Raw genomic sequence first — 14,683 nt, 5'->3', positions numbered from 1 at the left:
CGATCAAGGAATGCAACGAGTGCCATAAAGGCGAAGGCATTGCGCCCAACCACGACGCCGACTTTGTCCGTGGCCACCGCGTCCTGGCCAGCAGGGCCGGCAGCAACTGCAGCCAATGCCACCAACAGGCCTGGTGTCTCGACTGTCACCAAGGTGGCGGCACAGGGGACGACCTGTCCCAGAGCAATGCTGGGCGCGACTACAAACCGAAAAGCCACCGGAGTGGCTGGCTGCAGATCCACCCGATCAAGGCTCAGGACAACCAGCAGCAATGCTATCGCTGCCATGATCAGAAATACTGCACGGCATGCCACAGCAAACTTCCCCAAAGCGGGCTAATGTCGTTGGGATTTAAGTCACACCGGAACTTGTATGGCAATTCGACGCCAGACCAGAAATGGGGCATGGAGCATGGAAGCGAAGCGCGTCGGAACCTGCAGGCCTGCCAGACCTGTCATGAAGACGGTAGTTCCTGCAAAAAATGCCACAGCACAAAATCAGTAAGCGGTGGCGGTGTGAACCCCCATCCGCGCGGTTTCAAGGGCGGCAACTACAAAGACAGAAGCGGCGGCAAGGTTTGCTTGCAGTGCCATATGTCGGGAACCTTTTAAGTAATATCAACCAGAAGGAGGAAAACTATGCAGATCAAGAAGTTAAGCATGATGTTGCTGGGCGCGTTGTCTTGTGCCGTGTTATTGAACGGCTGCGGCGCCAGCAGCAAAGAAGCGGGCGTGCTTCCAAGCGATGTGCCCAGCGTTGGAGATGCCGTCTGCCGTCAGTGCCACAGCGCCGATGTTGATGCGTTGACTGGTGTGGGCATCGTTGCCCAGTACGATAGCAGTTCTCCCCACAAAGATTCACCACACGCAAACAACGGTAACGGTTGTGAAGCCTGCCACGGCGGTGGTGCCCAACATAATGGCGTTGGCCCGATCCCCTACCCAAATCCGTATGACGGCAACGGTACACGTTGCGCAACCTGCCACACCGGCGGCTATGCTACAAATGCTCCAACCATGTTTGCCAGTTCCAAGCATGCCAATATTCAAGTGGAGACGTCTACCCCTTGCCTGCGTTGTCACTCCAACGAAGGCGCGGTTCTGGGTGCCACCTACGGTTTGACCGGCAACGGGACCGTGATGGGCAACACCACGTATCAGGGGCTTGTGCCGCTGGCCAAGGAATATACACAGTTCAAGTGTGAAACCTGCCATCAGCATGGCGCCGGACTTCGCCCGGTGAAGACACATGATGCAGCCGGCAACCTCGTCAACTGGAATCCCAGCGGCAGCAATCTCAATAACGACCAGTTCAACTTCTGCACCAGTTGCCATGGGCTCGTAGACAATGACCGCAAACATGTCATGGCGTCAGGCAATACCCCGACAATCTTCGGCACCATATCCACCGTCAAGGTCGGCTTTCACGCGACGTCCTGGTATCGTGTCATCGCCACCACCCACTACAACAACCCTAACAATACTGTCAACGGAATCACCGGGTACGTGATTCGGAAAACAGGCGACAAGCCGTGCTTCGATTGCCATGCGCATGAAGCCAAGACAAACACAAATCTGAACAATCCGGCCTCTGCTACCTATAGTGCAACCAATGAAACCATTTACACCAAGTGGGCAAGTTCGGGACATGCGGGCGATCTTCTGAAGGCAAAGTACGCAGCAGTCGGCACCTCGTCCAACAGCGCAGCTCTTGTTGATACGGCTATGACAACGGGGGTTAACGACACCACCGCCGCCGCCTGGAATCATTACGACTGGAGCGGTACCAGCCGTCAAACCTGCCAGCGCTGCCATACGGCGACCGGCGCTTCCAACTTCCTGAGTAATCCTGCGACATATGACAACACCGCCAATGACTTCTCCCACTTGGCTGGCTGGAAAACCTCTTCCAAAAGCTCGAATCAAAGGGAGATGCTCTACTGCTGGGGTTGCCACAGCAATGCCGGCGCCGGAGTGCTGCGCAATCCGGGTGCCTATACGGCCCAGGAATACACAATGAACGGCGCAAAAGCCGCCTACCCGGACGTTGTCGCATCAAACCTCTGTATTGCCTGCCATTCGGGCCAGGCCAGTGGCGAAAGCATTACCGCCCTTGCTGATACGAGCATGAGCAATGTCTCATTCGTCAACTCCCATTACATGGCAGCTGCCGGCACGATGTACATGAAGATGGGGTTCATCAACTTCACCTCGCTCACCGCGGTGGTCGGTTCCAGCACGTATGGACAGACCCTCAAGTCCGACACCGATATCCAGGGCGGCGTTACCAGCTGGCACCGGAAACTCGGTACACCGGCTGTGGAAGGTGATGACCTCGCCGTTGGTAGCGGCATCCTGACGTCCAATGGCCCCTGCGTAACCTGCCACATGAAGGGTTATGAAACCGGTACCGGCTCCAAGCATTTGGCACTGGCGACCCGCCCCGGTTCCGGCCACTCTCTGGAGATAGACACGAATGCATTCCAGCAGGTCTGCATTAACTGCCACTCTGACAATGGCGGCGCAGCTGATGGGAGCACGGTCTGGAGTGTATTGATTCAGCCGGCTTCCGATAAATTCCAGGCTGCGCTGACGGTTGCCACGTCACTGCTGCACAACAACTTCAGCATCGACTATGACTCTGCCAACTACCCCTACTTCTTCCCGGTTGGCGTAGACCATACGGTCAGGACAAATGGTGTAACCGACTGGACTCGTAGTGGCGCGTTGACCAATGCGCAGGCCAAGAAGCTGATGGGGGCTTGCTTCAATATCAACATGCTCAGCCGCGAGCCTGGTGCTTACATCCATGCACGTACGTATTCCCAGCGGTTATTGTACGACACCATCGACTTCCTGGATGACAAGGCGATGAATATGTCTGTTGGGACGACGTTAGTTGCACTCGGCAATACTAAAGGTACTGACGCCAATACAGGTACTACCGGTGTTGTCTCATACCTGTTGAACCACAACCACGGGACCGGTGCATGGAGCAGTCCGGAGCGCCCGTAACCTGATCTGTAGTTTCTGCAATTCATAGATGTTAAATTGCCCCGCCTCGCAAGAGGCGGGGTTTTCTTATGGCCGGTAATTTGCTATTCTTATTCCGATGAACATACCCCACAAAAAAATCAATATACTGGCATCCTGCTTGGCCCTCTCCCTGCTGTCCCATATCCTCTTCCTTTACACCTTGAGAATGTTCGGGACCTACACCTTTGTGGCGCCGGTCAACCATACCCAGGCCGTCATGGTCGATCTGGCCAAGCTCCGTGAAAACAGCGCGCCGGTGGACCCCCAAAAACCCCGGGAGGCCAGCGATGAAGGGAAGGGCCCGCAGGAAGAACCGGGGGAAAAACGGCATGGAGCCCAAGCGGGAAAGGCCGACAGCCCGGCACCGACGGCGGGGCCAACAGAGCATGTGAAGCTGAAGCCGGCCGACAGTGTCCCCCCCAAGAAACAGAAAATCGACACACCTGCGGAGAGCAGTCAACCGGTAAGCGCTCCGCTGCCTGGTGCTGCGCGCAAGGCAGCGACCGCACCGGCAATAGCCCCGCCTCTGAGGACGGCGGGAGAGTTTCTGGCGTCCAAGAACGAGAAGCTCACGTACGCCATAAGCCTGCTCGGCCTTCCGGTGGGGAACGCCGAACTGGAGGCTAAAAATGAAAACGGTGAAGTCCGGATTACCCTGAGGATCAAGTCGAATACCGCAATCTCCAGCCTCTACCCCGTGGACGACGTCGTCGAAACGCGCCACATCGCCGGGAACTTCCTCATTACGAAGATAAAACAACAGGAAGGCTCATTTAAAAGCGATATAGGATTCACCCTGTTTTTGCGGGACAAGAGCGTCTTCTGGATCGATCTTCTGAAAAAACGCAGCGTAAAGGAATCCATCCCGACCAGCGACGTGCTCGATACCCTGTCGGGATTTTACTATTTGAGAAACCGGGCTTTGCAGGTCGGCACGACGGAGATGCTCCACATTTACGACAGCGAAGTCTATGCAGACGTGCCGGTAGAGGTCCTGCGCCGGGAAAAAATGCGTCTGCCCAATTTGAAGGAAGTGAATACCGTGGTTGTCCGCCCGCTCCAGCAGACCGCCGGGATTTTCAGGCGAACGGGGGAAATCCTGATCTGGATGACCGATGACGCCAACAAGGTGCCGGTCAGAATCGTCACCTCGATTGCTCTCGGCAAGGTAACGGCTGACCTTGTGTCGGCTGAAACGACACCCGTGGACGAAAAAGCCAAGGAAAAATAGTTCCCGCCACGGCCATATTCTGGTAATAATAGCACCTTATGAAAAAGCTCATTTACTACACCCTGCTGGTCATCGCCTGTTACCTCGCCTACATCGTCATTTCCCTGAGCCTGGCCCCGCCGGTCTCCAGCCTGACCGACCGAAAATTCACCATGACCATTCAGGTCAAGGACTGGCAGGGGGAGTACCATCCCTTTGTGGTCGGGCCGCCGAACCGCTACTGGACCCCTTCCGGCCGTATCCCGCCCGAGATGAAGTGGGCGGTGATCCTGGCCGAGGACAGCAACTTCTACACGCATGAAGGTTTTGACGTCAAGGCCATCAAGAACGCCATCAAGTACGACCTGGAAAAGAAAAGCCTCAAACGCGGCGCCTCTACCATCACCCAGCAGACCGCCAAAAACCTGTTTCTCTCCCGGGAAAAGACCATCACCCGCAAGCTCAAGGAGATCTACCTGGCTTGGCGGATGGAGCAGGAGTTGAGCAAGGGGCGCATCATCGAACTCTACCTGAACGTGGTCGAGTTGGGGCCGATGGTCTACGGTATCGGCAACGGCGCCCATTACTATTTCGGCAAGCCGGCCTCGGCCCTGACCCCGAGAGAGTGCGCCTTCCTGGCCGCCATGCTGCCCGGCCCGCGGGTCGCCTACAATCCCTACAAGAACCTGGGGAAGGTGCTGCGCCGCTCCAACATGATCCTCCGGCTGTTACGCCAGAAAGGGGTCCTGAGCGAAGGCGAGTACCAGGCCGCCCTGGCCCAACAGCCGAATATAGCCGGGATGCAGCGCAAGGTGGACAAGAGCATCGCTACGCCGCCCGTATTCACGGCGCCGTCGTCGGCCAAAAACGAGCCGGCGGAACCTCCGGCTGATGCGGGACCGGAGAAGACGCCGGAAGGGGAAAGTACGCCTTCAGGGGAGCCACCGGCCGGCGGACAGCAGCCGGCAACGCCGGATGATACAGGCCAGGAAAAGAAATGAACACAGTAATGACGGGGAAGACCAATCTCAAAAATCTGACACTGCCGGCTCTGGAGCTGTTCCTCCAGGGCAAGGGCAAGGAGCGCTTCCGCGCCACCCAGATATTCAAGTGGATCTACCAGCATAATGCCCATTCGTTCGAGGAGATGAGCAACATCTCCAAGGATCTGCGGGCCGAGTTGGCCGAGACCGCCTTTATCAGCGACCTTGAGCCGGAGGCGGTCGAGGAGGGGAGCGACGGGACGCGCAAGTATCTCTTCGCCCTTTCCGACGGCAACGCCGTCGAAGCGGTGCTGATCCCGGACGAGGGGCGCAACACCCTGTGCATCTCGTCCCAGGCCGGCTGCGCCATGGGGTGCGAGTTCTGTCTCACCGGGACCTTCATGCTGACCCGCAACCTGACCACGGCCGAGATCATCAACCAGATCATGGCGGTCAGGCGGGAGTTCGATATCCGCAACATCGTCATGATGGGCATGGGCGAACCGCTCCACAACCTGGACAACGTCATCCCGGCCATCCAGATCATGATCGACGGTAATGGCCTGCAATTTTCCAACCGGCGCGTGACGGTCTCGACCTGCGGGCTGGTACCGGAGATGGAGCGGCTCGGCCGCGAGGTGCCGACCGTCAATCTGGCGGTTTCGCTGAATGCCACCACCGACGAACTGCGCGACCGGATCATGCCGGTCAATCGGAGGTATCCGCTCAGGGAGCTGCTCCGGGCCTGCAAGGAGTTTCCGTTGCCGGGGCGGCGCAAGGTTACCTTTGAATATGTCATGTTGGGGGGGCTGAACGATACGTTGGAGGATGCCAAGCGCCTGCTGCGCCTGACCAGCGACATCCCCAACAAGGTGAATCTGATCCCCTTCAACGAACATGAGGGGTGCGATCTCACGGCGCCGACCCGCGCTGCCGTGGATGCCTTCCATAAATACCTGATCGACCGCCATGTGACGGTTATCACCCGCGACAGCCGCGGCGGCGACATCTCGGCGGCCTGCGGCCAACTCAAGGGGCGGCTTAAAAAATGATCGGTAATGAATAAAAAAAAACCTCGGAGGCCGGTAAGGCTTCCGAGGTTTTTTTATTCGTCCAATGTCCAAGGCTTAGTGAGTCTCGGACGGTGCCCGCCTGTTGCGATACTCCACCACCGGCTGGTAGCCCGGGGTGCGCCGCGGCCTGGCGGAGGCGGATTTACCGGAATTATCCCACGGTTTCCCCTGTCCCTGCGAGGCGTTGGACTTGCCGCCCGGCTTGCCGAAACGGTTTGCTCCCGACCCTGCCGGCCTTTTCGCCCCTCCGGCGCTCCGCCGCAGGACGGCGAGGGGGGGCAGGCCTTCGATATTCTGCTCGGGCAGCCTCTTGCCGATGAAACGCTCGATCTTCTCGAGATAACTCACTTCCGACCGCGACACAAAGGAGATGGCGATACCGGAAGCGCCGGCGCGGCCGGTGCGGCCGATGCGGTGGACATAGTCCTCGGCAAAGCGCGGCAGGTCGAAGTTGATGACGTGGCTGATCCCGGTGACGTCCAGGCCGCGTGCGGCCACATCGGTGGCCACCAACAGGCGGATGCCGCCGCGGCGCATGCGCTCGATGGTCTTGTTGCGGGCGATCTGGTTCATGTCGCCGTGCAATGCCGCAGCCTGATGGCCGTTGCGAGTGAGTTCGCGCGCCAGTTCGTCGGCATCGCGTTTGGTGGCCGAGAAGATGATGGCCCTGGTGAGTTTCTCGTCGCTGACCAGATAGTTGAGGAGTTCCTTTTTATGGTGCAGGCTGTCGGCCACGTGCAGGCGCTGCTCGATCAGGGCGTTGGAGGTGGTCCGTACGGCCAGTTCCACTCGTTGCGGGTTGCGCAGCATGCGTTCCGCCATTCTACTGACGGTGGCGTCCATGGTGGCGGTAAACATCATGGTTTGGCGATCCGAGGGGGCGCGGGCCACGATTTTCTCCATGTCTTCGCTGAAACCCATGTCCAGCATGCGGTCGGCCTCATCCAGGATCAGCATCTCAAGGCGGTCCAGGCGGACGCTGCCGCGTTCCAGATGATCCAGCAGACGGCCCGGCGTGGCGACGATAATGTCCACCGGCGCGGAGAGCAGGCGCAGCTGCTCGCGATAGGGCATCCCCCCCAGCAGCGTGCCGCAACGGGGGCGAAAGCTGCGGCCGTAGGTGCGGGCGGCCTCCATGACCTGGCCCGCCAGTTCGCGTGTCGGTGTGAGGACCAGGATGCGGGGGCCTTTGCCGGGCACGGCGGAGGGTGTGGCCAGGCGCTGCAAGGCCGGCAATACGAATGCTGCCGTTTTACCGGTCCCGGTCTGGGCCGTGGCGATCAGGTCGTGGCCGGCCATGGCCAGGGGGATGGATTGTTCCTGTACGGGTGTGGGGGTCGTGTAGCCGCAGTCGGCCACCGCCTTGAGGATGGCCGCATTGAGGCCCAGTTCGTCAAACGTCATTGAGTCTATTCCTTTTCTTGGTTTTACCGGTGTAGAGACAGGCGCGCTCGGGCCGCAGGATCAACCAGAATGATCCATGGACAGGACGGCAGTACCGTGCGGCAGACATAATCTTCGCCTGCCAAATGGTCTGCTTGGTTCAATGGGATAATTGAATGCAGGAGGGGCAGAATGCGATGATCAAAAGAAAAACGACGGACACCATGCCGTCGTTTCGGGTGTAAGTCTTTCATCATGATAAAGGCCTTGATGCAGAAAGGCAAGCACTAAATTTTACCGGCCGGAAAAGCGCGGCATGAGAAGCCGCCCGGAAAGCGGCATTATGGAAAATAACGGTTGAAGTTTGCGCCCAAAACACTTACAGTTTACGGCGTTTTAGCGAAACATCCGGGCAAGGAGCGGGATCATGAAGGATGCGGTAATCGGCGTTATCGGCGGCAGCGGGCTCTACGAGATGGAAGGGATGGAGGATGTCCGGCGGGTGCAGGTGGAAACGCCCTTCGGCACCCCTTCCGACGAGTATGTCACCGGCACGCTGAACGGCGTGCGGATGGCGTTCCTGCCCCGTCACGGGCGCGGCCACCGCTTGCTCCCCTCCGAGGTCAACTACCGCGCCAATATCTATGGCATGAAAAAGCTGGGGGTGGAGCGGATCATCTCCGTGTCGGCCGTGGGCAGCCTCAAGGAGATGATCGCCCCGGGCCATATCGTCATCCCCGACCAGTTCATCGACCGGACCAAGGGCATCCGCAAGGACACCTTCTTTGGCGAGGGGATCGTAGCCCATGTCGGGTTTGCCGATCCGGTCTGCAACGACCTGTCGGAGGCCCTCTATGCCGCTGCCCTCAAGGCCGGGGCGGTCGCCCACAAGGGGGGCACCTACATCTGCATGGAGGGGCCGGCCTTTTCAACCCGTGCCGAATCGTTCATGTACCGCGAGCGCGAGGCGGCAGTCATCGGCATGACCAATCTGACCGAGGCCAAGCTGGCGCGCGAAGCCGAGATCTGTTACGGCATCATTGCCCTTTCCACCGATTACGATTGCTGGCACACCTCCCATGACGACGTGTCGGTCGAAGCGGTGGTCCAGATCATCCAGCAAAACGTCGCCATGGCCAAGGAGATCATCCGCCACGCCGTGGCCGCCATCGATGGCCGGGAGCAGAGCTGCCCCTGCGGCAGCGCCCTCCAGTACGCCATTATCAGCGACAGGTCGGTCATTCCGGCCGAAACGAAACAAAATCTCGATCTGCTCATCGGCAAATATTTATAGATCGTATTTTAACAAGGAGATGTTTTCCTATGGGAATTGTTGTCGTCGGCACCGTGGCCTTTGATACGGTGGAAACCCCCTTCGGCAGGGGAGAAAATGTCCTGGGCGGCTCGGCCACCTATTTTTCCACCTCGGCCAGCTTTTTCACCGACGTCTCGCTGGTGGCGGTCGTGGGGGAGGATTTTCCCGCGGAGCACATAAGTTTCCTCCAGTCCCGGGATATCAACACCGACGGCCTTCAGCGGATCCCCGGCAAGACCTTTCACTGGAGCGGGAAATACGGTTACGACCTGAACGAGGCCCAGACCCTGGACACGCAGCTCAACGTCCTGATGGAGTTCCGCCCCAACCTGCCCGAATCCTACCGTGATGCCGACTACCTCTTCCTGGCGAACATCGACCCGGACCTGCAAATGGAGGTGCTGGACCAGGTGCGCCGGCCGAAGCTGGTGGCGTGCGACACCATGAATTTCTGGATTTCATCCAAGCCCGAGGCGCTGAAGAAGGTGCTTCAGAAGGTTGATATCGTGGTGATCAACGAGGGGGAGGCGCGTCAGTTCACCAACCAGTCGAATCTGGTCAAGGCGGCCCGCGAGATCATCGCCCTGGGGTGCAAGCGGCTGGTGGTCAAACGCGGCGAGTACGGCGTGCTGATGTTTACGGCAGATTCCGTCTTTGCGGCACCGGCCTACCCGCTGGAGGAGGTTTTTGATCCGACCGGTGCCGGCGATACCTTTGCCGGAGGCTTCATGGGATACCTGGCCAATACGGGGGACCTGTCCGAGGAGGGAATCCGCCAGGCCATCGTCTTCGGTTCGGTGATGGCCTCCTTCAATGTGGAGGATTTCAGCCTTGATCGCATGAAACGCCTGGAATACCGGGAAATCGAGGCCCGCTACCGGAGTTTCAAGGCGCTGACGAGTTTTCGGGATATTAACGATCTCAAATCGTAACCATTCGATTTATTGACAAATTTGGATTGTTTTGCTAGCTTTGCCGCGGGGTTGAATACCGCTTGATCGGATGCCCATGAAATTCTGCCGGTTGTACATCGTTTGCCTTCTCATGGCGTTGGTTGGTGCCGGTTGCGCCACCGGGCGCCAGCAGGAGGGGAAGAACCCGGGCTCCTACCACTATCAGATGGGGCTTTCCTACCTGGGGGAGCACAACTATACCGGTGCGTTGATAGAGTTGACCGAGGCGGAGAAATTCGATCCCGAGAACCCGGAATTGCTCTATAATCTCGGTCTGGCCTATCTGGGCAAGAAGCGTTTTGATCTGGCTGAGCAGAAGCTCCAGCAGGCCATCCTGCTGAAACAGAACTACTCCCCAGCCCGTAACGACCTGGGGGTGGTATATCTCGAACTCAAACGGTGGGACAATGCCATCCAGCAGTTCAAGATCGTCAAGGACGACATCTTTTACCAGGACAGCGAAAGTGCGGCCATCAACCTGGGGCTGGCCTATCTTGGCAAAGGGGACTATCCCAAGGCGCTTGAGGAGCTTCGGGCGGTGATCGTTGCCAATCCGCGCAATCCGGTGGCCCGGCTTTCCCTGGGCAGGGTCTGGTTTGCCATGGACAAGACCGAGCAGGCCGTCGCCGAATACCGCAAGGCGCTGGAGATATTCAAAGAGTTTGGTGCCGCGTATTATTATCTCGGCTTGGCCCAACTCAAGCAAAACAACCTTGATGCCGCCAAAAGTTCCTTTAACGAGGTGCTTCGCATCATTCCCGACTCTGAATTGGGACATGCATCCATAGGATATCTGGAGCTTCTCAAGTAAGCGAGGACTGTTTGTCCGAAACCGTGTCGCACAAAGAAGATTCCTCTCCCACCAGTTTGGGAGCCGTTCTCAGAAGATGCCGCGAGTACCACGGCATCTCCCTCGATGAGGCCGCCGAGGCGACCAAGATGGGCAAGAACTATCTTCTGGCCCTGGAAAACGAAAGAACCAAGGAGTTCGCCAACCAGGCCTATCTGAAAGGCTTCCTGCGTATCTACGCCACGTATCTCGGCCTTAACCCCGACGACATGATCCGGCTGTATGATAAGCAGCAAACCCAGGACAGCGCCTTGTCGGCCACGGCGCAACAAAAGAAGGCTGCCGGCGACGCCCAGATCCCGAAGAAACGCATCTCCCTGCAAAAACTCGCTTTGCCGGCTTTTTTGCTGCTGCTGATCATTATCACGGCGAGCATTGTCAACCGTTCCGAAGTCCCCCCCAAGCAGGAACAGGCCCCCCCCCAGGTTTCCCAAACGCGGCCGGTGTCGGCTGTCGCGCCGCAGACCCCAGTCCTGCCGCCGCGGTCCAGCGCCCAAGCACCTCCCCCCCCGCAAAAAACGGAAAAGAAACCGGTCCCCGCCGAACCACTCAAGGATACGCCGCCGGCCGACCAGGGCAGCGCCACGTCCCAATCGGCCGAGCAGTCGAAGAGTTTCATTGCGCACATGAAGGTGAGCCAGAATGGGACCCTCAACGTCACCATCGACGGGGCGGTGTCCCAAACCTATGATCTGATGGCCGGCGATGCCATAGAATGGAAAGCCGAAAAGAACATCGCCCTTGAATTGTCCAATGCGGGCGGGGTGGAGGTCGAGATAAACGGCAAACCGCTCAAATCCCTCGGACCCGCAGGAAAACCGGTTTCCATTGTGCTTGACGCCAACGGCGTCCGGCCCTAGCCGATCTGACAACATCGCAAGGAGAGCACCATGCAGATAGCAGCACGTTGCCGTAAGTGCGGTAAGGTAATGAGCAGCCAGCGTATCGATAACTACCGGGTCAAGATGACCTGTTCCTGCGGCTTCTCCGATTTCCGCACCCAGACGGAAAAGGTCAAGACCGTCAACCCGTTTTACCACAAGGCCAATTTCACCCCCTACGTGGAAAGCGAAAAGGGGAAGATGGTGCTGACCATGCAGCGGGCGAACCGGGAACATATGGAGATCATCTCCCTGGAAGAGATCAGCATGCTGGTATCTTCCGATTTTGAACTCTCCGAAGTGCTGCACATGGTGGCGACCAAGCTGGCCGTGCAACTCCACGCCAGTGTCTGCAACATCTACCTCATGGAGGGTGAGGAACTGGTCCTGAAGGCTACCTACGGGTACGAACAGGAAAAGATAGGCATGATCCGCCTCAAGATCGGCGAAGGGATCACCGGCACCGTTGCCAAGGAGATGCAGCCCATCAACCTGAGCCGCGCCTCCCAGGACCCGCGTTACAAGGTCTTCCCCGAGCTGAACGAAGAGAAATACAACTCCATGCTCTCCTTCCCCATAACCGACAAGAAGGACGTCTACGGGGTCATCAACCTCCAGACCACCTCCATGCGGAGCTTCCCCGAAGACGAGATCTACTTTGTCTCGATCATCGCAAATCTGATCCTTTCGGCTATCAAGCTCCGCCAGAAAGTTGCGTCCGCCAAAAACGGGGAGAAAAAGTCCCCTATTTCTTGACACGGCGGTGCCCCGTGCTAGACTCACACTACAGTCTAAAGCGGGGAGCCCTTTGTGGTTGAGCAACAAAAACGCATACTGGTGGTCGACGATGAGGAGAACGCCCGTATTGCGCTCTCGAAAATCCTGGCCCGTGAGGGGTATGAGGTGGCGTCGGCCGGCAACGGTTACGAGGCGCTCAATTACCTGCGGGGCAAAGAGGTGGAGCTGATCATCACCGACATCAATATGCCGGAGATGAACGGGATGACCTTTTTGCGGGAATTGAGCAGAAGCCACCCTGACAGCAATGTGATCATGGTTACCGCCTATGGCGAGGTCGAGTCGTATATCGAGGCCATGAATCTGGGGGCTTTCGAGTATATCAACAAGCCGGTCAAGATCGATGAGCTCAAAAAGATCATCAGGAAAATATTCAATTGATTTTGCACCGGTGCGGCATTTTATACCTGTGATTTGAAATCGGTGTTACTCCATTGACACGAGGGGGTTGCGACATGAAACCGTTCACCAGGATTCTGACGGCCATCGACTTTTCGGAAAACTCCGACTATGCCTTCGACTATGCCCTGACCTTGGCGAAACAATTCGATTCCCAGCTTATGGTACTGCATGTCATCAACGAGCCGGTTGATTTGCGCGGTTTCTATGTCCCCCACATCTCCTTCGAGCAGTTGGAGAAAGAGATCGAAGAGGGGGCCGAAAAGATGATGGCCAAATTCTGCAGTGCGAAGATGGGCGATTTTACCAGTTTCACCACCTCCATCGTCACCGGCATCCCCTACGAGGAGGTCATCCGCACGGCCGAGGAAACGGCCGCTTCGCTGATCGTGCTCGGCACCCACGGCCGTACCGGTCTTGACCACCTGATCTTCGGCAGCACCGCCGAACGCGTCGTCCGCGGAGCCTCCTGCCCGGTCCTGACGATCCGTCTGCCGGCGGGACAATGAACGGTGCGCCAGGCACCGTTTCGGCGTGGCGCTCCCGGCTATGAACCCCCCACTTCCCGATAGCAAGGCCGTGGTCGTCGTCATCGACGACGACCACCATATCCTCGAACTCACCGCCCTGATCCTTTCCCGAAAAGGGTATCATGTGCTTACCGCCTCCACGGCCCGCCAGGGGATGGACATCATTGCCACCCAGGCGCCGGAGCTGGCGCTTTTGGACTACATGATGCCCGAGATGGATGGTCTTACGACCTTGCGGGAGATCAAGGCGCGTTATCCGGATACCTACGTCATCATGTTCACCGGCAAGGGGAACGAGGAGATTGCCGTTGAGTTGATGAAGGGGGGCGCCTCCGAGTATATCCTTAAGCCGTTCAACAACCGCGACCTGATCGACCGCCTCGACAACGTCCTGCGCATCCGGGAGATAGAACTCCACAACAAGGCGCTGCAGCAGGAGCATGTGCGCCTCCTCGAGGAGATCGACGATTGGAACCAGGAGTTGCAGAAGCGGGTTCGGGAGAAGACCGAGGCGCTGCAGAAGGCCCAGTCGGAGATCGCCCAATCGGAAAAACTGGCCGCCCTTGGCTATCTTTCCGCCGGCATGGCCCACGAGGTCCGCAATCCGCTCAATTCCATCTCGCTCTTTGCCCAGCTCATGCGGCAGAACACCACCGACCAGGAGCAACAGGAGTACCTGGGCAAGATCTTAAAGGAGATCGACCGGATCGATTCCATCATCTGCAAGCTGTTGGACGCCTCCCGCCGCAGCCGCACGATCTCCTCGGACGTGCAGATCGATCGGGTCGTGGATAATGCCATCGATGCCTTCTCGCCCCAGATCGAAACCGGCAATATCCGCGTCGAGCGCCGCTATCACGGCGTGCCGCCGGCCATCAAGGCCGACCCTGCGGAAGTGGAACAGATCTTCACCAACCTGTTTCTGAACGCCCTGGACGAGATGCCCGGCGGCGGTCGCCTCGATATAGAAATCTATGAAGAAAGCGGCTGGGTGGTGGTCAAGGTCGGCGACAGCGGCGGTGGCATCCCCGCCGAGACCCTGCCGAACATCTTCGAGCCGTTTTTCACCACCAAATCCCGGGGCACCGGCATGGGGCTGCCGGTGGTCCAGCGTATTGCCCGCATCTACCAGGGAACTGTTTCCGTTGAAAAGACTTCAGCGGAGGGGACGGTTTTCCGCCTGGAATTTCCCGCCGTTATACAAGCCTGAAGCACTAAAATCCCAAGGCGCCCGAGCATTCCACTTTTCTTTTGCACCATAAGTGGGATATAG

The 14,683-nt window shown here is 58.1% G+C and carries 14 protein-coding genes; 13 read left to right on the top strand and 1 reads right to left on the bottom strand.

From position 1 onward, the window contains the following. From ET418_RS11745 to rlmN, 5 genes are all read left to right on the top strand, one after another. The coding region (locus ET418_RS11745) for a cytochrome C (protein WP_149307805.1) at nt 1–611 on the top strand (611 nt) is incomplete at its 5' end. Between the two features lie 27 nt (nt 612–638). Next, nucleotides 639–3,014 carry a cytochrome C gene (locus ET418_RS11740; protein ID WP_149307804.1) on the top strand — a complete coding sequence of 792 codons (2,376 nt, stop codon included), beginning with the start codon at nt 639–641 and terminating at the stop codon, nt 3,012–3,014. Between the two features lie 97 nt (nt 3,015–3,111). After that, entirely contained in the window at nt 3,112–4,266 is a 1,155-nt protein-coding gene (locus tag ET418_RS11735) for a DUF3108 domain-containing protein (RefSeq protein WP_149307803.1), read from the top strand. 38 nt (nt 4,267–4,304) lie between these two features. Next, entirely contained in the window at nt 4,305–5,246 is a 942-nt protein-coding gene (locus ET418_RS11730; protein ID WP_149307802.1) for a transglycosylase domain-containing protein, read from the top strand. After that, a complete protein-coding gene (rlmN, locus tag ET418_RS11725) occupies nt 5,243–6,280 on the top strand; it encodes a dual-specificity RNA methyltransferase RlmN (RefSeq protein ID WP_246153035.1) in 1,038 nt (345 codons plus the stop codon). The genes ET418_RS11730 and rlmN overlap by 4 nt, the downstream gene beginning before the upstream one ends. Before the next feature lie 75 nt (nt 6,281–6,355). Here rlmN and ET418_RS11720 read toward each other — a convergent pair whose 3' ends face one another. Then, a complete protein-coding gene (locus ET418_RS11720) occupies nt 6,356–7,705 on the bottom strand; it encodes a DEAD/DEAH box helicase (RefSeq protein ID WP_149307801.1) in 1,350 nt (449 codons plus the stop codon). Nucleotides 7,706–8,111: 406 nt separating this feature from the next. On the opposite strand from ET418_RS11720, the gene mtnP reads away from it, so the two are divergent. From mtnP to ET418_RS11670, 8 genes are all read left to right on the top strand, one after another. After that, complete coding sequence (mtnP, locus tag ET418_RS11715) at nt 8,112–8,978, top strand: S-methyl-5'-thioadenosine phosphorylase (protein ID WP_149307800.1); 867 nt, start codon at nt 8,112–8,114, stop codon at nt 8,976–8,978. A gap of 29 nt (nt 8,979–9,007) precedes the next feature. Further along, nucleotides 9,008–9,931 carry a PfkB family carbohydrate kinase gene (locus ET418_RS11710; protein ID WP_149307799.1) on the top strand — a complete coding sequence of 308 codons (924 nt, stop codon included), beginning with the start codon at nt 9,008–9,010 and terminating at the stop codon, nt 9,929–9,931. Nucleotides 9,932–10,007: 76 nt separating this feature from the next. Continuing rightward, complete coding sequence (locus ET418_RS11705) at nt 10,008–10,763, top strand: tetratricopeptide repeat protein (protein ID WP_149307798.1); 756 nt, start codon at nt 10,008–10,010, stop codon at nt 10,761–10,763. Between the two features lie 11 nt (nt 10,764–10,774). Next, nucleotides 10,775–11,662, top strand: a complete 888-nt coding sequence (locus tag ET418_RS18160) for a helix-turn-helix domain-containing protein (RefSeq protein WP_188055492.1) — start codon at nt 10,775–10,777, stop codon at nt 11,660–11,662. A 30-nt stretch (nt 11,663–11,692) separates the two neighbouring features. Then, entirely contained in the window at nt 11,693–12,439 is a 747-nt protein-coding gene (locus ET418_RS11685) for a GAF domain-containing protein (protein ID WP_149307795.1), read from the top strand. Nucleotides 12,440–12,493: 54 nt separating this feature from the next. Continuing rightward, nucleotides 12,494–12,862: a response regulator gene (locus tag ET418_RS11680; protein WP_149307794.1), complete on the top strand. Its 369-nt coding sequence runs from the start codon at nt 12,494–12,496 to the stop codon at nt 12,860–12,862. A 74-nt stretch (nt 12,863–12,936) separates the two neighbouring features. Next, entirely contained in the window at nt 12,937–13,389 is a 453-nt protein-coding gene (locus tag ET418_RS11675; protein WP_149307793.1) for a universal stress protein, read from the top strand. 40 nt (nt 13,390–13,429) lie between these two features. Next, nucleotides 13,430–14,620, top strand: a complete 1,191-nt coding sequence (locus tag ET418_RS11670; protein ID WP_149307792.1) for a hybrid sensor histidine kinase/response regulator — start codon at nt 13,430–13,432, stop codon at nt 14,618–14,620. Nucleotides 14,621–14,683 lie beyond the last annotated feature (63 nt).

Origin of the sequence: Oryzomonas rubra, from assembly GCF_008369015.1 — a bacterium.
Classification (GTDB): Bacteria; Desulfobacterota; Desulfuromonadia; order Geobacterales; family Pseudopelobacteraceae; genus Oryzomonas; species Oryzomonas japonica.
Note: the sequence above shows the minus strand (reverse complement) of the source record. Positions and strands in the feature narration are given on the sequence as shown.